The sequence below is a fragment of the Rhizobium sp. P2_G9 genome (assembly GCF_056403475.1).
The window spans coordinates 1-20260 of record NZ_JBFUFK010000082.1; the positions used below are offsets into that span (position 1 = coordinate 1).

Here is a 20260-nt window from a genome sequence, read left to right on the forward strand (position 1 = left end):
GTGCGGAACCGCCACAAAATCCCATTGATGGTGCGACGATCATCTACCCGTGGAACACCACGAGGCTTATTCGGCAACAAAGGCGCGATAATATTCCATTCCAAATCAGTCAGTTCATGGCGGCGACGGGTCATCATTAGGCTCCCAAATCAATGGCAGCCTTGAATCACCGTCAAACCCAAAGGGGAAGCCCGTTTATGAGTTTACGGCCTAGTCCGAAATTAAACCTTGATGTGCGAGATTTCTTGGCATAGGCGCGCGCTTCTTCGTTCATGGACTTAATAAAACCAGGATCGTGCTTCTCTATCGTCTCAAGAAGAAGATCTGGACGGTCTGTGTATTGATTGATTTGGGCAGCAATGTCCGCATATATGTTTGGAAGACCGCTGCCGTTTGCATCTCCGCCTCCCGGAGGAATGATCTCCGGAGGCGGTTTGGAAGCATTGTCTGCGTTAGGCTTCCCGCTAGAACTTCTTGGGTTTCGCATGGCGTCCGCGCTTTACTAATTCTTCGATCAAAGCTACATGAAGAACGCGCGGATAGTCTGCGATTTCCAATCCGAAAGTGTCTTCCGATAAAGTCTCCCATGCCTCACTGACGAGCGGTGGTTCGAGGGTAAAGCAGCGAGCGTATCTATGTTTGTTCGGGGCGCTATCCTTGGATCGGGTGGAGGTCCGGATAATCTCCCTTTTGGTCAATGAGCGTGACACTTGTTTGCCTCTTCTTTGCGCCGTCCTTCCCAACGCATAGGGGACAGGAAAGCTATTTCACACAATGTAGGCATTGCAAAGTTAATTTTCATGCAAGGTTAACGTCTCAGCCTTGCGTTTAACTGATTGTGCATGGTCGCGCTCCTGTTCTCGTTCATGGTGGGGACTAGGTGATGACGGATTGGATTGATTGCTAAAGATGATAATCAGTGTGAGCCCATTCTGACGCCGTTGCCTCAAATGAGCGTCAGCCCATCTTTCCGAGGTTATCGATCTTCTTCACGCCTCTCAGGCGGATCAGCAGATTGCGTGTCGCCCGCATCGGTGGATAGCAGATCCGCGACAGCGTCTTCGAGCGGAACAGCAGCGCGTTCATCCGGTTGAACCAGCCCTGGCCGGTGCCGAGCAGTGCCATGACCTGCAAGGCGTCCGCGCCATGGTAGCAGGTGTCGCCGAACTTGATCACCATGCCTTGGTCGAGATCAAGCTTCTTGTCCCGCACTTCCTGCAGGATCGGGTGATCGGTCTCTGTCCGCGCATCGACCAGGTTGAGGCTGCCGACCGCTTTGCGGATTCTCAGGCCCCGCGCCGCAACGGAGCAGATTGGGCAATCGCCGTCGTAGACGAACCAGACATCCCCGATTTTGCTGGCGAGTTGATCATTGGCTGATGGACTAGGCACGGGCCGCTCATTTTCGAAAGCGCGATGACGGGCAACTCCTATCGCAAGCGGCACAAACTTTCCACGGGAAGTTGGCCGTTTCTGCTTTTGTAATTGGACTTGCGAGCACCTGCCAATCCGTGCTTTTGATGAATTATGAACGTTTTTTATTCAAACTCGGTGATTGGCGTATTTTTGGGCATCTGCGCTGTGAAGGTGCAGCGCCGATGACCGCACGCCAGCGCATCATTCCCGTCCGCCGCGACTATAACCGCTGGGTCGCCAACCAGACGCTCGAGGATTATGCGCTGCGCTTCACCGCCAAGAGCGCACGGCAATATTCGCCGTCGCGGATTTCGCAGACGGCAATCGGGGCCATCTCGTTCCTGGCGCTGGAAGCCGTCGGTGGGGCGATCACGCTCTCCTATGGCACCACCAATGCCATTTTCGCCATCATCGCCGCCTCGATCCTCTTGCTCCTGATCGGTATTCCGATCAGCCGCTACGCCATCCGTCACGGCGTCGACATCGATCTGCTGACGCGGGGCGCCGGCTTTGGTTATCTCGGCTCGACGGTGACGTCGCTGATCTATGCGAGCTTCACCTTCATTCTCTTTGCCATCGAGGCGTCAATCATGACCGGGGCGCTGGAGCTGGTGTTCGGCATCCCGCTCTGGATCGGTTATATCGTCAGCGCCGTAGCGGTGATCCCGCTGGTGACCTATGGAGTGAGGATGATCTCGCGCTTCCAGCTGATCACCCAGCCGGTCTGGATCGTGCTCAATGTCTTGCCGTTCATCTTCATCGCCACGTCCGACTGGTCGAAAATCCAGTTCTGGCTCAGCTTTGCCGGCCGGGGGCACCAGTCGGGCGAGCTCGGCACGATCGCGCCCTTCGATCTTGCCATGTTCGGCGCCGCCTCTGCGGTGATTCTCGCGCTGATGGCGCAGATCGGCGAGCAGGTCGACTTCCTGCGCTTCCTGCCGGCCGACCATAAGCCGGCGAACGGGTGGCAGCGGTTGGCGCGCTTCCTCGCTGGCCCCGGCTGGGTGGTGGTCGGGGCACCGAAACTGCTGGCCGGCTCCTTCCTCGTCGTGCTGGCGCTGAGCTCCGGCATCCCGGTAAGCCAGGCAGCCGATCCGGCACATATGTATGTCACCGCCTTCGGCTATATGGTGCCGAACCGGACGCTGGCGCTGGTGCTGACAGCGGCCTTCGTCGTCGTCTCGCAGCTCAAGATCAATGTGATGAACGCCTATGCTGGGTCGCTTGCCTGGTCGAATTTCTTCTCGCGGCTGACGCATAGCCATCCGGGCCGCGTCGTCTGGCTGTTCTTCAACGTGGCGATCGCGCTGCTCTTGATGGAGCTCGGCATCTACAAGCTGCTGGAGGAGACGCTTGGCGTGTTCTCGATCGTCGCTTCTGCCTGGCTCTGCGCCGTCTCCGCCGACCTCTTCATCAACAAGCCGCTGGGGCTGGCGCCACCCGGCATCGAGTTCAAGCGCGCCCATCTCTACGACATCAACCCGGTTGGTTTCGGCGGCATGGCGCTCACCGCGGCGGTGGCGCTTTCGGCGCATTTCGGCCTGTTCGGCGACTATGCCGCATCGCTCGCCATCTATCTGGTGCCGATCCTTGCCTTCACCACGGTGCCAGCACTGGCCTGGGCGACGAAAGGCAAATTCTACCTAGCCCGCAAGCCGCGGCATCAGTGGAAGACCCTTGCCTCGATCACTTGCTCGATCTGCGAGCACCCGTTCGAGCCGGAGGACATGGCCTGGTGCCCTGCCTATGCGGCGCCGATCTGCTCGCTTTGCTGTTCGCTCGACAGCCGCTGCCACGATCTCTGCAAACCCAAGGCCCGGCTGCAATACCAGGCGACCGAAGTGGCCCGCACCTTCATGCCGGAGGCGGTGATCGAAAAGCTCGGCACACGCATTGGCCGCTATGCGATGATCACCACCGGCGCGCTGTTCAGCATCGGCGCCATTCTCTGGATGATCGCGCTGAGGGCCGGCCATGCCTCGCCGCAGACGGCGTCAGTGGTCAACGCCACGGCGCTGCTGGTGTTCTTCGTCTTCGCCGTGATGACCGGTATCGCCACATGGTTCTTCGTGCTGGCGCATGACAGCCGTGTCGTTGCCGAAGAGGAAAGCTCGCGGCAGAACACGCTACTGCTCAAGGAAATCGCTGCCCACAAGAAGACGGATGCGGCGCTGCAGCACGCCAAGGAGACGGCCGAGGCCGCCAACCGCGCCAAGAGCCGCTATGTCGTCGGGCTGACGCATGAACTGAGAACACCGCTCAACGCCGTGCTCGGCTATGCGCAACTGCTCGAACGCGACGAGGCGATCCCAGACGCCAAGCGCTCGGCGATCAAGGTGATCAAGCGCAGTGCCGACCACTTGTCGGGCCTGATCGACGGCCTGCTCGACATTTCCCGCATCGAGGCGGGGCGGCTGCAGGTCTATTCGAACGAGATCAACATGGTGGATTTCCTCGACCAGATCAGCGGGATGATCCGGCCGCAGGCCGAAGCCAAGGGTCTGAGCTTCACCCTGTCGCGCGACCCGGCGCTGCCGGCCTATGTCCGCACCGACGAGCGGCGGCTCAAGCAGATCCTCGTCAACCTGCTCTCCAACGCAGTGAAATACACGTCAGAGGGACATGTCGAAGTGGAGATCGGCTACCGCAACCAGGTCGCGACCTTCACCATCCGCGACACCGGCTCCGGCATTCCGGCCGACGACTTGCCGGTGATTTTCGAGCCGTTCCAGCGCGGCTCCGGCGAACAGTCGAAACTGGCGCCGGGTCTTGGCCTCGGGCTTACCATCACCCGGCTGCTCACCCAGACGCTCGGCGGTGAGATCACGGTGGAAAGCACACCGGGCGAGGGGACAACGTTTCGCGTGCGGCTGATGCTCTACCGGCTGCATCGGCCGGCGGCGGCGACCGATCGCAAGATTCTCACCTATACCGGCTCGCGCCGGACGATCATGGTGGTCGACGACAATGAGGAACATCGCGAACTGATGCGCGAGGCGCTGGCGCCACTGGATTTTGTCGTCCTGACCGCCACGTCCGGTCCGGAATGCCTGGCGCTGATCGAAGGTATCAGGCCCGACATCTATCTCGTCGACATTTCCATGCCTGTGATGAACGGCTGGGAGCTGACGGCCAAGCTGCGCGAGATTGGCCAGACGGCGCCGATCCTGATGCTGTCGGCCAATATCGGCGACGGCGCGGCCGGCATTCCGGCCGGCGGCGACCACAACGACCTGATTGCCAAGCCGGTGGATTTCCGCCAATTGCATGACAGGCTCGCCTCGTGGCTGGGGCTCGACTGGGTCTATGCCCTGGCTGTGCCGGAAAATGGTGTCAAGGCCGCACCGGAGATGAGAAGCCCCGGCGGCAGCCATCTGCAGGAACTCATCCGGCTCGGCGAGATCGGCTATGTGCGTGGTATCGAAGCCAAGCTTAGCGCCCTTGCGAAAGAAGGCGAAAACCGGCATTTCACCGAGGTGATGACAGCCCATATCAAAGCCTTCAATATCGACGCCTATCTGGCCGACCTGCGCAAGCTCGAACGCGAGGAGAGCCTGTCATGAACGCCGCCCAGCAGGAACCGCGCGACATCATCCTCCTGGTCGATGACAGCCCGGATTCGCTTTCCTTCCTCACCGATGCGCTGGAGCAATCCGGCTATTCGGTGCTGATCGCCACGTCCGGCGCCTCGGCGCTTTCCATCGTCGACCGGATCACGCCCGACCTCATCCTGCTCGACGCGGTGATGCCGGCGATGGACGGTTTCGAAACCTGCCAGCGGCTCAAGGCATCGGCGGGTGTGGCGCAGGTGCCGGTGATCTTCATGACCGGGCTGACCGAGACCGAACATGTTGTGCGGGCGCTGGAATCGGGCGGTGTCGACTATCTGACCAAGCCGATCAATGTCGACGAGCTTCGGGCGCGCATCCGCGTGCACCTTTCCAATGCGCGCTCGGCGCAGAGTGCCCGCGTGGCGCTCGACGCCGCCGGCCGGCATCTGCTTGCGGTGCGCGGCAATGGCAAGATCCTGTGGTCGACACCGCAGGCGACGCGGCTGATCAATGCCGCCACCGGCAGCGACGAGGGCCTTGACCTCGTGGCGGGGCGCATCCTCGCCTGGATGGGCGAGCATAAGACCGGCGCCGGCCCGCGCGATCCGGGCTTCACTGTCGACACCGGCGGCGAGGCGACTCTCGCGCTCTCCTTCCTCGGCTCGATCGGCCAGGACGAGCACCTGTTTCGCCTCACCAGCCAGACGCAGGCGAGCGACGGCGAACGGCTGCGCCAGCATTTTGGCCTGACGGCGCGGGAGGCCGACGTGCTGCTCTGGATCGCCAAGGGTAAATCCAACCGCGACATCGGCGAGATTCTTGGGCTCTCGGCGCGGACGGTCAACAAACATCTCGAGCAGATCTATGTGAAGCTCGGGGTGGAGAACCGCGCCTCGGCGGCGGTGAAGGCGGCGAATGTGTTGATGCAGGGATAAACCGCACGCGTTGGCTGACGGACAGGCTTCCACCGAAAAAAAATACTTGATTTTTTGACAGAGTAACGTACATAAATCCGTACGTTCTGGCGCGAGGATGTATTTAGATGGCCCATGTCCGTTTGACGGAGTTTCGGCAGAATATCGCGACCTATTACGATGCCGTCATAGAATCGCGCGCTCCTTTGCATGTGACACGCCAGGGTGCGGAGTCTGTGGTGGTCATAGCCGAAGAGGAGTTCGAAAGCATGCAGGAAACACTGCATCTGCTCTCTACTCCCGCTAATGCGCGCCGGCTCCGTGAAAGCCTTGATCAGCTTCGCCAGGGGGAATTGATAGAAAAAGACCCAACGCTCTGACATGAAGTTGGTGTGGACTCCAAACGCCTGGGAAGAATACGAGTTCTGGCAACAGAACGACATGAACATGGTCGCAAAGATCAACGACCTGATCAGAAACGCGAAAAGAGCGCCTTTTGTCGGATTGGGCAAACCTGAACCGTTGAAAGGCGACCTCGCTGGGTTTTGGTCCCGGCGTATCACGGGTGACCACAGGCTCGTTTACCGCGTTTCGGGGGCTGGGGCCGCGCAGCAGCTTGAGGTAATCCAGTGTCGGTTTCACTATGAAAAGTGATCTGTGGGTCTTCGGCATCAGTCGTGCTATAACCGTTCTTCAAAGAGCCGCCGGGGGCGCTTATGGACATGCAAACGATCACTGCTTCCGAATTCCGCGCCAAGTATTTCGACATTCTCGATCGTCTTGAGCGAAACGAGATTGGTCGCCTGGTGGTCACCAAGCGGGGCAGGCCGGTCGCTGTGCTCATGCCGCCTGAGAGTCGGGAAGATGCGATCCGAAATATCCATGGCTTCATGCGTGGATCGGTGATTATCCCAAACGGGTTCGATCTGACGGCGCCAATTTTCGAGCAGAATTTCGAAGCTCCCGATACGCGCGGACTGTAAACAAGCATCCTGGGCAAATCTATGTGAAGCTCGATGTCGAGAACAAGGCTCGGCGGCTAGTGGTCCTAATGCAGGGGGGGACGAAGGATCCTTCGAGGCTTTTCCGACTACGTCGAAAAATGCCTCAGGGTGAGGGGAGTTTGTGGCATCCGCGGCGCTCCAATCTCCCCCTCATCCTGAGTTCCCAATGCCGCGAAGCGGCGTCGGCCTCGAAGGATCATCCCCGAACGCTCTACTGTAATTTCAGGCAATCTTTCCCGCCCAAACCGCAGAAGTTCTAAGTTTCGTCAACACTCTTTTAACCATAATAGAGTCTTACTGGTTTCACTCAGATTTTGTGCACTGCACGCCTTCGTTTCACCAAATTTGGCGTAAAGAAGGCTTGTTATTGGAGCTTTTACGATCGGTCGAGGCCAAAGGCTGCAAAACCAGCTGATTAGCGACGGACTAAAATGAACGCCGCCCGGCTTGGTTGCGATCAAGGCGGGTGTTTGGATTCGGGGACTAGGACAATATGGAATTTGCCAATCTGACTGTGGCTGCCTCCGACACCGGCCTCTGGTCGATGTTCGCGCAGGCGGCAACGCAGGTCACGGACCTGCCCGCCGCGAGTGCGGATGTGAGCCTGCTGTCGCTGTTCTTGCAGGCGAGTATCGTCGTCAAGCTGGTCATGCTGGGCCTGATCGGTGCTTCCGTATGGACCTGGGCCATGGTGGTCGACAAGGTCGTCTCCTATGCCCGCGCCCGCAAGCAGTTCGACAGTTTCGAACAGATTTTCTGGTCCGGCCAGTCGCTGGAGGAGCTCTACCGGACGCTCTCCGAACGCCAGACAACCGGCATGGCGGCAATCTTCGTTTCGGCCATGCGCGAATGGAAGAAATCCTTCGAGCGCGGCGCCCGTTCGCCGATCGGCCTGCAGATGCGCATCGACCGCGCCATGGATGTGTCGCTGGCGCGTGAATCGGAAACGCTCGAAGCGCGGCTTGCCTCGCTGGCGACGATCGGTTCGGCGGCCCCGTTCATCGGTCTCTTCGGCACCGTCATCGGTATCATGACGTCGTTCCAGGGCATTGCCGCGTCGAAATCCACCAATCTCGCGGTCGTCGCACCCGGTATTGCCGAAGCGCTGCTCGCCACCGCCATCGGCCTCGTTGCCGCTATCCCGGCGGTTATCGCCTACAACAAGTTTTCCGGCGATGCCGGCAAGCTGGTCGCCCGCATGGAAGCCTTCGCGGACGAATTCTCCGCCATACTCTCGCGCCAGATTGATGAGAGACTGCAGCCACGCCAGGCGGCACAGTAAGAGCAGGGGGCGTTTGAGATGGGTATGTCGGCAGGGGCACAGGCAGGGTCAGGCGGCGGACGTGGCCGGCGCAGGGGCGGCAGCAAGCGTGCACCGATGAGCGAGATCAACGTCACGCCGATGGTCGACGTCATGCTGGTGCTGCTGATCATCTTCATGGTCGCGGCACCCTTGATGACCACGGGCGTGCCGATCGATTTGCCCGAGACCAAGGCCAAGGAATTGAACTCGGACACCAAGCCGATCACCGTTTCCATCAAGAAGACCGGTGAGATCTATATGGGCGACGAGACCGAGGCGGCGGTGCCGATCGAAGAGCTTGAGCCCAAGCTGACAGCGATCGCCAAGGCCGGCGCCGATCAGCGGATTTTCGTGCGTGCCGATGCCGGCACCGAATACGGCGCTGTCATGAATGTCATGGGTCGCATCCAGCACGCTGGTTACAAGAATATCGGGCTTGTCACCCAGCCGGAAAAGTAGGCTCTGAGTAGAGAAGGCGATGAAGGGTAGCGTTATCACATCGATCGTGCTGCACGGGCTTGTGCTTGCCTGGCTGCTGATCTCGCTCGGCGCGGCCACCCCATTGGAGGTGACCGCCGGCGAAGCGCTGCCTGTCGAACTGGTCACCGATACGAGCCAGCTGCAGCAGGGCGACAAGCAGGCGCCGAAGAAGGAAGAGGCGTCCAAGGAAAAGACGACACGCGAGGCCAAGGTCGAAAACGCGCTCAACAGCGGCGACAATGACTTCGACCTGAAGAGCGTGCCGACGCCGATGGACAAGCCCTCCAATGTCGAGAAGGCGGCGGCGGCCGAAAAGACCGACGATGTCGCCCAGCACGACACCGAGGAACAGAAATCCACCGATAACGTCAAGGAAGACACGGCCGTCGATCCCAGCACCGACGACACTGCCGACAGCACGCCGGCCGCCGATGTCACGCCCGAGCCGCGCCCGGATGTGAAGAAGGCAGAGGACAAGCCGGTCGAGGAGGCCAAGCTGGAGCCGACGCCGGACGACGTGCCGGTGCCGGTGGAACGCCCGAAGGTCGAGGAAAAGAAGACCGAAGAGAAGAAGGACGAGCCGAAGAAGACCGAGGAAAAGAAGCAGGAGAAGAAAGAGGTCACCGAGGCCAAGTCCGACAAGGACAAGAAGGCGAAGAAGGACAAGGAAAACAAGAAGGCCAAGAAGACGACGACCAACAAGGACGCCGACTTCAAGTCCAAGGAAACCGAGATCGCCGAGCTTCTCAACAAGGTCGACAACAATCCGGGCGGCGCGCGCCGCAGCACCAAGGACAAGGCGCTGGGTGCGGAGACCACCAATAGTACAGCGGCAAAACTGTCGCCGAGCGAGATGGATGCGCTCAAGGGCATGATCGAGAAGAACTGGTCGATCATGCCGGGCACCGAGACCAATGGCGTGATGATCACCGTCAAGTTTCACCTCGACGAAAACGGCCAGGTCGTCGGCGATCCCGAGGTCAAGGGCACTGGCGGCGATGCAGATTCGTTGCAGGTGCTTGAAGGCGGTGCCGTGCGCGCGGTGATGCGGTCCGCGCCCTTCGACCAACTGCCCAAGGACAAGTACGACACGTGGAAGGTCGTTACCGTCAATTTCACACCCAGTGACATGATGTGACCGGAATCACACCCTAGCGGGGATGTCACCCGCAAAAAACCAGAACAAGTAGGCTGAAAGGCTGATAGAGGATGATGAAACACCCGATTCTCAAGGCATTGATCGTGATGGCCGGCCTTCTAGCCGTCGCCGCGATGCCGGCGCGCGCCGACGTGACAATCGATATCCGCAAAGGCAATGTCGAACCCTTGCCGATCGCCATCACAGACCTGCAATCGAGCGGCCAGCTCGGCCAGCAAGTGTCGCAGGTGATCACCGCCGACCTGCAGCATTCTGGGCTGTTCAAGACGATCGACAAGCAGGCCTTCATCCAGAAGATCACCGATCCCAATGCCGTGCCGCGCTTCGACGACTGGAAGTCGATCAAGGCGCAGGCGCTGATCACCGGCCGCGTGACCCAGGAAGGTGACGGCCGCCTGCGCGCCGAGTTCCGCCTGTGGGACACCTATGGCGGCAAGCAGCTGATCGGCCAGCAGTTCTTCACCCGGCCGGAAAACTGGCGCCGCGTCGCCCATATCATCGCCGACGCCGTCTATGAGAAGCTGACCGGCGAAAAGGGCTATTTCGACACCCGCGTCGTCTTCGTCTCGGAAAACGGCCCGAAGACCGACCGTGTCCGCCAACTGGCGATCATGGACCAGGACGGCGCCAATGTCCGCATCCTGACCAAGTCCAAGGCGATCGTGCTGACGCCGCGGTTTTCGCCGAACCAGCAGGAAATCACCTATATGTCGTTTGAGGGCGACAATCCGCGTGTCTATCTGCTGCAGCTCGAAACCGGGCAGCGCGAAGTCGTGGGCAATTTCCCCGGCATGACCTTTTCGCCGCGTTTTTCACCCGATGGCCAGCGGGTGATCATGAGCCTGCAGGAAAAGGGCAATGCCAATATCTATACAATGGACCTGCGCTCGCGCACCACGACGCGGCTCACCGCGACGCAAGCGATCGACACCTCGCCCTCCTATTCGCCTGACGGCACGCAGATCGTCTTCGAAAGCGACCGCGGCGGCCGCCAGCAGCTCTATGTGATGAATGCCGATGGCTCCAACCAGCACCGCATCTCCTTCGGCGACGGTTCCTATTCGACGCCGGTCTGGTCGCCGAAGGGCGATACGATCGCCTTTACCAAGCAGGCGGGCGGCAAGTTCTCGATCGGCGTGATGAAGCCCGATGGCTCCGGCGAACGCCTGCTCACCACCGGCTTTCACAATGAAGGCCCGACCTGGGCGCCCAATGGCCGCGTCATCATGTTCTTCCGCCAGGCGGCTGGTTCAGGCGGCCCGTCGCTCTTCTCGATCGATCTGACGGGCTATAACGAACAGCGGATCCCGACCCCGGCTTTCGCCTCGGACCCGGCCTGGTCGCCACTTCTGGAGTAGCGGCGACGCCGGAAATTGTGCCGATTCGGTGCGATTTCCGGTTTGTTAACCATGAATGTTGAATCAGGGTTAACCCCATCGGGTTAGAGTCTGGAAACCGTAAATATTAAGAACTAGGAGCAGGCCATGAGCCATACAACAACTTACCAGCCCGGCCGTATGGCAAAGATTGCGCGCAATCCCTTCGTGATCGCGCTCGTCGCGGGCCTTGCGCTGGCAAGCTGCGCCAAGAACAAGAAGCTGAACGATCCGAGCGATCTCGGCCTCAACACCAATGGCGCGACGCCGGGCTCGCCGCAGGATTTCACCATCAATGTCGGCGACCGCATCTTCTTCGACACCGATTCCTCTTCGATCCGTGCCGATGCGGCCCAGACGCTCGCCAAGCAGGCGCAGTGGCTCGGCAAATATCCGAACTATGCGATCACCGTCGAAGGCCATTCCGACGAACGCGGCACGCGCGAATATAACCTGGCGCTCGGCGCCCGCCGCGCCGAAGCCACCCGCGACTATCTCGCCGCCCAGGGTGTCCCGAGCAACCGCATGAAGACGATCTCCTACGGCAAGGAAAAGCCGGTCGCCACCTGCGACGAGGATTCCTGCTGGTCGCAGAACCGCCGCGGCGTGACCGTGCTGCGCGGCGGCCCGGCCGGCTGATTGCCGATCTGAGATCGGGGACGATTCAAAGCAGCCTGCGAGGGGATCGCAGGCTGCTTTGCTGTTTTGGGGCTTGCAGCGCATTTCCTCTCATGCACCCCCAGCTTTTTCTCCCCACTGCGGCCTGCCGTCCCTCCGGCACCTTACTTTGGCCTGACTCTGTTGCTTTTTTGCCGCAAAATTGAAATGAGTGCCGTGTTGCGCCGCTTCGCGCAAATTTCTTGGATGAATGGATGGGATCAATGAGAACAAAGGTCATGGTCGGCATGCTCGCGCTCGCCGGCACTGCGCTGTGGGCGTCTCCGTCGGGTGCGTTCACGCTCGACTTTCTGACCGGCAAGCATGTCAAGCAACAGGCGCCGATTGTGTTGGCGCAGTCGAGCGATGCCGAAATGCAGGTGCAGCAATTGCAAGAGCAGGTGCGGGCGCTCAACGGCAAGATCGAGGATATGAGCTACCAGCTGCTGCAGATGCAGGAACAGCTGCGCAAGGCACAGGAAGACAACGAATTCCGCTTCCAGCAGCTCGAAAAGGGCGGCAAGAAAAAGGCGGAAATCCAGCCGACCAACCAGAACAGTGACACAGCCAATGCTTCCGGCGACCAAACGCCGGGAGCAGACAAGAACAATGGCCAGAGCGATGATACCGCGACGCTCGACCAGCCGGCCGACAACAACAATACGGCGGACAACGGCACCGGCAATCCGCCTGTCGATCTCGGCGATCTGAAGATCGACAAGAGCGGCAATCTCGTCGGCGCCGACAAGAACCAGAACCCGGACAGCGTCAACACGACCAACCTGCCGCCGCCCGACACGACCACCGAGAACCAGACAGCGTCACTCGAAACCGGCAATGACCCGGACTACAATGCCGCCTACCAGCAGATCCTGTCTGGTGACTATGCCGGTGCAGAAAGCAGCTTTGCGGCCTATATCCAGGCGCATCCGGATGCCAAGAAGGCGTCGGACGCGCATTTCTGGCTCGGCGAGGCGCAATATTCTCAGGGCAAGTTCACCGATGCCGCCAAGACTTTCCTGGAAGGTTACAAGGCCTACGGAAAATCACCCAAGGCGCCGGACATGCTGCTGAAGCTCGCCATGTCGCTCGCCAAGCTCGACAGCAAGGATACCGCCTGCGCGACGCTGCGCGAAGTGCCGAAAGCCTATCCGAAAGCCTCGCGGTCGATCATCACCAAGGTTGCGAGCGAGCAGAAGCGGCTTGCCTGCTGACATGGCCGAGCCGCTTCCCGGCCGGCCTGCTCCGCAATCCGTGTCGAGCAAGGCCCTGCCTGTCGAGGCGGCGCGCGAATTTCTGGGCGGCCTGAAAAGGCCCTGCCGCCTGCTCGTCGCCTATTCCGGCGGCGGTGATTCCACCGGCCTGCTCGCGGCTCTTGCCGCCGTGGCGAAGGCCGAACCGAGTGTCTCGCTGATCGCCGCCACCGTCGATCACCGCTTGAGACCCGGCTCGACGGAAGAAGCGCATGCCGCCGGTGTGTTGTGCGAAAAACTTTCCATTCCTCATCATGTACTGACCTGGCAGGGTGACAAGCCGCAATCCGGCATCCAGGCCGCTGCGCGCGAGGCGCGGTATCGGCTGCTTGGGGGTTTGGCGCAGGAGATCGGCGCCGATCTGATCGTGACGGCGCATACAGGTGATGACCAAGCCGAGACGATGGCGATGCGGCGGAGGCGCAATCCGGAGGCGGAGGCCGGGATTTCGGATGCGGTGCTTTATGATCGCCACGTGTGGGTTTTGCGGCCGTTTTTGGGGGTAGGGCGTCAGGAGATTCGGGATTATCTGGTTGAGCGCGGCATTGGCTGGGTTGATGATCCCAGCAATGAGAATGAGATTTTCGAGCGGGTCAGGGTGCGCAAGGCGTTGTCGCAAGGCGCTGGCGTGAGGGATACCCCCCTGTGTCCTGCCGGACATCTCCCCCTCAAGGGGGGAGATTGGCAAGGGGCGCGCTCCCCGCTCCAAACGAACGTCGCCATCGATACAACGGCAGAGAAAGGCGAGACGGCGCCCCATCCAATCTCCCCCCTTGAGGGGGAGATGCCCGGCAGGGCAGAGGGGGGTGGGCCACTTGCCTGCAGCACGGAAGAAGCGGCTGCTAGCTTCCTACTTGCTGACGTCACAATCCGCAGCATCCTGGTCGCCGCCGTCGACCTCACTGACTATTCGCCTGAAAACCCCGCACATCTCACCGCCATCCGCCATCTCGCGGCTATGCTGGGCGGACGGACATATCTTGGCGGGCAAGCGACGGGAGCGTGGATCGCGCAATTCCTCGCGGCACCCGACGAAAAGCGCCTGACGGCCGAGCGCGTAGTCTTCGACAAGCGCCGGCAGTCGCTTTATCTGACGCGCGAGCGCCGGTCGCTGCCTGACATGGTCATCGCTGCGCGGAGCACCATGGTCTGGGACAATCGTTTCCGCATCCGCAACGCTGGCGACGCGCCCGTCCGGATCGGTGTCAGGGGAGAGGAACAAGGGGAGGCGATCCTCACCTCCTTGCTTTCACCAGACCTTCCGGCCGGCGTCCGTCAGCGAGCATTGGCGGTCGAACCCGTTATTCTTTCCGGGCCATCCGAGAGCGTCCGCATCGAGCCAGTCATTACCCATTTCGACCGGTTTTTGCCGTTGCGCCTGCTACCGGTGGCCAACGCTCTTGCTTTCCTCTTCGGATTGGATCATTTTCCCGGATTACCAACAAGGTGACGTCAAAGTTTGCTATTGCCGAGATACTTGGCAAGACGGTGGGTCGCTCCTATCTTACACCTTGAAAAGGCCGACATCGGGAGGTATCCGTCGGTTCAAACTATCCGGTGAGGTCAATGAACCCGAATTTCAGAAATATCGCCCTCTGGGCCATTATCGCCGTCCTGCTGGTCGCGCTGTTCAGCATGTTCCAGACCCAGGGCGAGCGCGTCAGCTCCTCCGACATCCCGTATTCGGATTTCGTCAAGGCGGTTGATTCCGGCAGGGTGCGTCAGGTGGATATTACCGGCAATCGTGCACGCGGCCAATATGCCGACACAGGTTCCGTCTTCCAGACCTATCTGCCCGTCGTCGACAGCAACCTTATGAACAAGCTGCAGGACAAGAATGTCATGGTGATCGCCCATCCGGAGACGGATGGTTCGTCGAGCATTTTCGGCTACCTGATCAACCTGCTGCCGATCCTGTTGATCATCGGCGTGTGGCTGTTCCTGATGCGGCAGATGCAGGGCGGCTCGCGCGGCGCCATGGGCTTTGGCAAGTCCAAGGCCAAGCTTTTGACGGAAGCGCATGGCCGCGTCACCTTTGACGACGTCGCCGGCGTCGACGAAGCCAAATCCGACCTTGAAGAGATCGTCGAATTCCTGCGCGACCCGCAGAAATTCCAGCGGCTCGGTGGCCGCATCCCGCGCGGCGTGCTGCTCGTCGGCCCGCCCGGTACCGGTAAGACGCTGCTTGCCCGCGCCATTGCCGGCGAAGCCAATGTGCCGTTCTTCACCATTTCCGGTTCGGACTTCGTTGAAATGTTTGTCGGTGTTGGCGCCTCCCGCGTCCGCGACATGTTCGACCAGGCGAAGAAGAACGCGCCCTGCATCATCTTCATCGACGAAATCGATGCGGTCGGCCGTCATCGCGGCGCCGGTCTCGGTGGCGGCAATGACGAGCGCGAGCAGACGCTCAACCAGTTGCTGGTCGAGATGGACGGCTTTGAAGCCAATGAAGGCATCATCCTGATCGCCGCGACCAACCGCCCCGATGTTCTCGACCCGGCGCTGCTGCGTCCCGGCCGCTTCGACCGCCAGGTCGTCGTGCCGAACCCGGACATTGTCGGCCGCGAGAAGATTCTCAAGGTGCATGCCCGCAACGTGCCGCTCGCACCGAATGTCGATCTCAAGGTTCTCGCCCGCGGCACGCCCGGTTTCTCCGGCGCCGACCTGATGAACCTTGTCAACGAGGCAGCGCTGATGGCGGCGCGGCGCAACAAGCGTCTCGTCACCATGGCCGAATTCGAAGACGCCAAGGACAAGGTGATGATGGGTGCCGAACGCCGCTCGTCCGCCATGACCCAGGAAGAGAAGAAGCTGACCGCCTATCACGAAGCTGGTCACGCAATCCTGGCTCTCAACGTGGCGTTGGCTGACCCGGTGCACAAGGCGACGATCATTCCACGCGGTCGTGCGCTCGGCATGGTCATGCAGCTGCCCGAAGGCGATCGCTATTCGATGAGCTATTTGTGGATGATCTCCCGGCTCGCCATCATGATGGGTGGACGTGTCGCCGAGGAACTGACCTTCGGCAAGGAGAACATCACCTCCGGCGCCTCGTCCGACATCCAGCAGGCGACGAAACTCGCCCGCGCCATGGTTACCCAATGGGGTTTCTCCGACCAGCTCGGACAGGTCATGTATGGTGAAAACCAGCAGGAAGTCTTTCTCGGCCATTCGGTGACCCAGTCGAAGAACATTTCGGAATCGACGGCGCAGAAGATCGACAACGAAGTGCGCCGCCTGATCGACGAAGCCTATGAGAGCGCCCGCAAGATCCTGACTGAGCACCACGACGGTTTCGTCACGCTGGCCGAAGGCCTGCTCGAATATGAAACGCTGTCCGGCGACGAGATCAAGGCGTTGATCAGGGGCGAAAAGCCTTCGCGCGATCTCGGCGATGACACGCCGACCAGCCGCGGTTCCTCGGTGCCGAAGACCGGTTCCAAGAAGGACGGGCAGGCGGAAAACGAAGGCGGTTTCGAGCCGCAGCCGCAGTAATAGCTGAGATCATTGGCGAGATCGGAGCCCGGGCCAAAAGCTCGGGCTTTTGCTTGTTCGGTGGGGTTGCGACGAATGTCCTCTCCCCTCCACCGAGAAGAGTGACGAGCGAATGCGAGGCGACAAGGGGCACCTATCCGCGCGCGCCTCATCCGTCCTTCGGACATCTTCTCCCAGTTGGAGAGAAGAGGGAGTCCACTGCTCTCTCCCATCATCAAATCTCGGGTGAAATACACGACGTTAACGCTCTGTGTTGACGCTATGATGAATTTGATGTGGCAATTTTCTCTATCTGTGGCATTAGGATTCTCCAGTCACCCTGAAAATCGTCAAGGTAGAGAAGCGAACTCATGATGACACGACGTTATTTTGGCACCGATGGTATTCGCGGTCAGGCCAATGTTTTTCCGATGACGCCGGATATCGCCATGCGCGTCGGCATTGCCGCGGGCACGATCTTCCAGCGCGGCGGCCACCGCCATCGCGTCGTCATCGGCAAGGATACGCGGCTTTCCGGCTATATGCTGGAAAATGCCCTGGTGGCGGGTTTCACCGCTGCCGGCCTCGATGCCTTCGTGCTCGGCCCGATTCCGACACCGGCCGTCGCCATGCTGACGCGGTCGCTGCGCTGCGATATCGGCGTGATGATTTCCGCCTCGCATAACCCGTATGAAGACAACGGTATCAAGCTCTTCGGCCCCGACGGCTACAAACTCTCCGACGCGATCGAAAGCCAGATCGAAGACCTGCTGGAAAAGGATATCGGGCCGCAGCTGGCAGTTTCGGAAGAAATCGGCCGGGCCAAGCGCGTCGATGGCGTGCAGGACCGTTACGTCGAATTCGCCAAGCGGACGCTGCCGCGCGACATTACGCTCAACGGCCTGAGGGTCGCGATCGACTGCGCCAATGGCGCATCCTACAGGGTGGCGCCAGCTGTGCTTTGGGAGCTGGGTGCCGAGGTCGTGTCGCTCGGCGTCGAGCCGAACGGTACCAATATCAATCTCAATTGCGGCTCGATGCATCCGGAAGCGCTGGTGCGCAAGGTGCATGAAGTCCGGGCCGATATCGGCATCGCCCTTGATGGCGACGCCGACCGCGTCATCATCGTCGACGAAAAGGGCAATGTCGTCGATGGCGACCAGTTGATGGCGCTGATCGGCGAGACCTGGGCGCATGACGGCATGCTGCGCGGCAAGGGCATCGTCGCCACCGTCATGTCCAATCTCGGCCTTGAACGCTTCATGACCGATCGCGGCATGACGCTGGCGCGCACCAAGGTCGGCGACCGCTATGTCGTCGAGCATATGCGCGAGCATGATTTCAATGTCGGCGGCGAGCAATCCGGCCATATCGTGCTTTCCGATTTCGGCACCACCGGCGATGGGCTGGTGGCGGCACTGCAGGTCCTGGCCGCCGTGCGGCGGATGAACAAGACGGTGAGCGAAGTCTGCCGCCGCTTCGAGCCTGTGCCGCAGCTTCTGAAAAACGTCCGCTTCTCCGGCGGCCGGCCGCTGGAAGACAAGCATGTCAAGCAGGCGATCGCCGATGCCGAAAGCGAGCTTCTGAGCCGCGGCCGCCTGGTGATCCGCCCCTCGGGCACCGAGCCCCTCATCCGGGTGATGGCCGAGGGCGACGACCGCACGCAACTGGAGCGGATCGTCAACGGCCTCATAGACGTGATCGGCAAGGTCAAGACGGCGGCTTAGGCTGGCGCAAAACCAAGGGGCTGAAGCGCTGGCATTGAGCCCGGAAAATCGCGATGCGACGTCAATCGGGGTGAGAATCGCCTCGCCCCGATTTCATCTGCCGATAACAATCAGTGCGATCTTATCTTGATCGAAGCAATGCCGCCCGCGCTGCGGTTTTCCAATCGGTTGACCGCGTAGGACACGGCTTCCGTATAGGTGCGGAAGGGGCCATCGAGCCACAGCAAGGTGTCTTCGTTGCGCACGATGGCCGACTTGGCGATCGGGTCGAAGATCACTTCATATTCTTTTCCGGAAATGGCAACCACGATCATCTCCTCTCGGCGAATGCGCCTACTTTGATATGACGTTCGGTGGGTCAAGAATGATTTAGAAGTGGCTAATTTTTCGTATAGAAGCGACCCGATATCCCAAAATGAAAATTGCGGTGCACATTGCCGCCGCGCAGACGGGATACCCTGCCCAAGCACTGGAACATAGCGAAGCCGAGTTCGTTTGGAGCATTGCTACGGGGATTATGCAATGTTCCAAAAGATTTACGCAGTTCTGCTTGCCATACTGGTTTTCATATTTGCAACGGCGATTTCTGCCAGTGCCGATCTTTCGCCGACATCGCTTCGGTCGAAAGGAAGTGCTGCCTGCCGGAAGGTGCGAACGCAATTTGACGATCCGCGCATGATGTCGTGGAACAAGCGCATGGTCTATTGGCTATGCTATCCCGAATATATCGATCCCAGGTGAGGAAATGTGGCTTGCCGCAAAACCCGCAAGCGCATCAGCAGCTTGGCAAATCTTATAGTAAACGATCGTGGTTAAGCGCGTTTTAACCTTTGCGCTTCATTATCCAACATCGAAACATATTCGCCCGGTGATCATCGCGCCGGACAAGTTGATGTGGAGCGGATCATGAGAAAAATTTTGGCATTGGCATCCGTCATGCTGGCGCTGTCCGGTCCGGCCTTCGCGGCCGACCTTTACGTCCCCGAGCAGCCGGCCGAAGCGCCGGTCGCGACCCCGGTCTCCACGGGCGGCTGGTACCTGCGCGGCGATACATCGTTCGACATTGTTGACTTGCGCGGCGCGCAATTCTTCCAGGGCGACAATTCCCGTTTCGCCAAATTCAAGTCGGCGGATCTCGACAATACCGGCAATATCGGCCTCGGCGTCGGCTATCAGGCAAACGATTATCTGCGGTTCGACACCACGTTCGACTATATGTTCAAAAGCGACTTCAACGGCTCGACCACCGGCAAGTGCGGCAGCACCGGCGGTCCCTGCCGTTCGCATGATACCACGTCGATGACGGCCTACAGCCTGATGGCCAATGCCTATGTCGATATCGCTCACTATGGCCTGTTCACGCCCTATGTCGGCGCGGGCCTTGGCGGCACCTATGTGAAGTGGGACGACCTGAAAAACACGTCCTGCAGCACCAAGAATCCGCAGAATTGCGACGACACGGTCACCCACAACGGCCGCGGCAGCTGGCGCTTTACCTATGCGCTGATGGCCGGCACCGCGATCGACATCAATTGCAACCTGAAGGCCGATATCGGCTATCGCTTCCGCCACATCCAGGGCGGCGACATGTTCGGTTATGCCGAGCACGGCGGTCCGGGTTACGACAAGGGCTTGAACATCCACGAAGCCCGCGCCGGCCTGCGCTACTCCTTCGACGATGGCGACTGTGGGCCTGCCTATGTCGCGCCGGCCGACGTGCCGAACCAGCCGCAGCCGGTCTTCAAGTAAGACCGATCACGCTTCATTCAAAAGCTGCCTGGCGACGGGCGGCTTTTGTCGTTGTGCGCCCAGCATGGGCGCATTCTTGTGGGTGGAAGTCCCACCGTAAGCTGGTCATGGCGAGCGAAGAGAAGCGCAACTGCGGAAGGGCGACTGACCGTGGGGAGGAAGCGTGGATCGAACCTGCGGGCCGATGGACAAGAACC

At 60.2% G+C, this 20260-nt stretch carries 18 protein-coding genes; 15 read left to right on the plus strand and 3 right to left on the minus strand.

The window, feature by feature from the left end; genetic code table 11:
- Together AC1DYF_RS38305 and AC1DYF_RS38310 are read right to left on the minus strand one after the other, a co-directional pair.
- The coding region (locus AC1DYF_RS38305) for a transposase (protein ID WP_477883927.1) at positions 1–134 on the minus strand (134 nt) is incomplete at its 3' end.
- 823 nt (positions 135–957) lie between these two features.
- Positions 958–1392 carry a DCC1-like thiol-disulfide oxidoreductase family protein gene (locus AC1DYF_RS38310; RefSeq protein WP_477883901.1) on the minus strand — a complete coding sequence of 145 codons (435 nt, stop codon included), beginning with the start codon at positions 1390–1392 and terminating at the stop codon, positions 958–960.
- A gap of 206 nt (positions 1393–1598) precedes the next feature.
- Between AC1DYF_RS38310 and AC1DYF_RS38315 the strand changes: the two genes are divergently transcribed.
- From AC1DYF_RS38315 to glmM, 14 genes are all read left to right on the plus strand, one after another.
- Entirely contained in the window at positions 1599–4979 is a 3381-nt protein-coding gene (locus AC1DYF_RS38315) for a hybrid sensor histidine kinase/response regulator (protein WP_477883903.1), read from the plus strand.
- A complete protein-coding gene (locus tag AC1DYF_RS38320) occupies positions 4976–5902 on the plus strand; it encodes a response regulator (RefSeq protein WP_477883905.1) in 927 nt (308 codons plus the stop codon). Before AC1DYF_RS38315 ends, AC1DYF_RS38320 begins: the two co-directional genes overlap by 4 nt.
- A gap of 107 nt (positions 5903–6009) precedes the next feature.
- Positions 6010–6261: a type II toxin-antitoxin system Phd/YefM family antitoxin gene (locus AC1DYF_RS38325; protein ID WP_477883907.1), complete on the plus strand. Its 252-nt coding sequence runs from the start codon at positions 6010–6012 to the stop codon at positions 6259–6261.
- A 1-nt stretch (position 6262) separates the two neighbouring features.
- Complete coding sequence (locus tag AC1DYF_RS38330; RefSeq protein WP_477883909.1) at positions 6263–6535, plus strand: Txe/YoeB family addiction module toxin; 273 nt, start codon at positions 6263–6265, stop codon at positions 6533–6535.
- A 62-nt stretch (positions 6536–6597) separates the two neighbouring features.
- A complete protein-coding gene (locus AC1DYF_RS38335; protein WP_477883910.1) occupies positions 6598–6864 on the plus strand; it encodes a type II toxin-antitoxin system Phd/YefM family antitoxin in 267 nt (88 codons plus the stop codon).
- A gap of 565 nt (positions 6865–7429) precedes the next feature.
- A complete protein-coding gene (tolQ, locus tag AC1DYF_RS38340; protein WP_477883929.1) occupies positions 7430–8167 on the plus strand; it encodes a protein TolQ in 738 nt (245 codons plus the stop codon).
- Positions 8168–8185: 18 nt separating this feature from the next.
- Positions 8186–8647, plus strand: a complete 462-nt coding sequence (gene tolR, locus AC1DYF_RS38345; protein ID WP_477883911.1) for a protein TolR — start codon at positions 8186–8188, stop codon at positions 8645–8647.
- A gap of 19 nt (positions 8648–8666) precedes the next feature.
- A complete protein-coding gene (tolA, locus tag AC1DYF_RS38350) occupies positions 8667–9806 on the plus strand; it encodes a cell envelope integrity protein TolA (RefSeq protein ID WP_477883913.1) in 1140 nt (379 codons plus the stop codon).
- A gap of 71 nt (positions 9807–9877) precedes the next feature.
- Positions 9878–11185 (plus strand): Tol-Pal system beta propeller repeat protein TolB, encoded by a 1308-nt coding sequence (tolB, locus tag AC1DYF_RS38355; protein WP_477883914.1) that lies wholly within the window; start codon positions 9878–9880, stop codon positions 11183–11185.
- Positions 11186–11311: 126 nt separating this feature from the next.
- Positions 11312–11842: a peptidoglycan-associated lipoprotein Pal gene (pal, locus tag AC1DYF_RS38360; RefSeq protein ID WP_477883916.1), complete on the plus strand. Its 531-nt coding sequence runs from the start codon at positions 11312–11314 to the stop codon at positions 11840–11842.
- A 242-nt stretch (positions 11843–12084) separates the two neighbouring features.
- Positions 12085–13074 carry a tol-pal system protein YbgF gene (gene ybgF, locus AC1DYF_RS38365; RefSeq protein WP_477883918.1) on the plus strand — a complete coding sequence of 330 codons (990 nt, stop codon included), beginning with the start codon at positions 12085–12087 and terminating at the stop codon, positions 13072–13074.
- A 40-nt stretch (positions 13075–13114) separates the two neighbouring features.
- Positions 13115–14563 carry a tRNA lysidine(34) synthetase TilS gene (gene tilS, locus AC1DYF_RS38370; protein ID WP_477883919.1) on the plus strand — a complete coding sequence of 483 codons (1449 nt, stop codon included), beginning with the start codon at positions 13115–13117 and terminating at the stop codon, positions 14561–14563.
- A gap of 116 nt (positions 14564–14679) precedes the next feature.
- On the plus strand, positions 14680–16608 hold the full coding sequence (ftsH, locus tag AC1DYF_RS38375) for an ATP-dependent zinc metalloprotease FtsH (RefSeq protein ID WP_477883921.1): 1929 nt from the start codon (positions 14680–14682) through the stop codon (positions 16606–16608).
- A gap of 353 nt (positions 16609–16961) precedes the next feature.
- A complete protein-coding gene (gene glmM, locus AC1DYF_RS38380) occupies positions 16962–18314 on the plus strand; it encodes a phosphoglucosamine mutase (RefSeq protein WP_477883930.1) in 1353 nt (450 codons plus the stop codon).
- 110 nt (positions 18315–18424) lie between these two features.
- On the opposite strand, the gene AC1DYF_RS38385 is transcribed toward glmM, so the two are convergent.
- Positions 18425–18622, minus strand: coding sequence for a hypothetical protein (locus AC1DYF_RS38385; RefSeq protein WP_477883923.1), 198 nt, complete (start codon positions 18620–18622; stop codon positions 18425–18427).
- 598 nt (positions 18623–19220) lie between these two features.
- Here AC1DYF_RS38385 and AC1DYF_RS38390 point away from each other — a divergent pair.
- A complete protein-coding gene (locus AC1DYF_RS38390) occupies positions 19221–20063 on the plus strand; it encodes an outer membrane beta-barrel protein (protein ID WP_477883925.1) in 843 nt (280 codons plus the stop codon).
- The last annotated feature ends 197 nt before the right edge of the window (positions 20064–20260 follow it).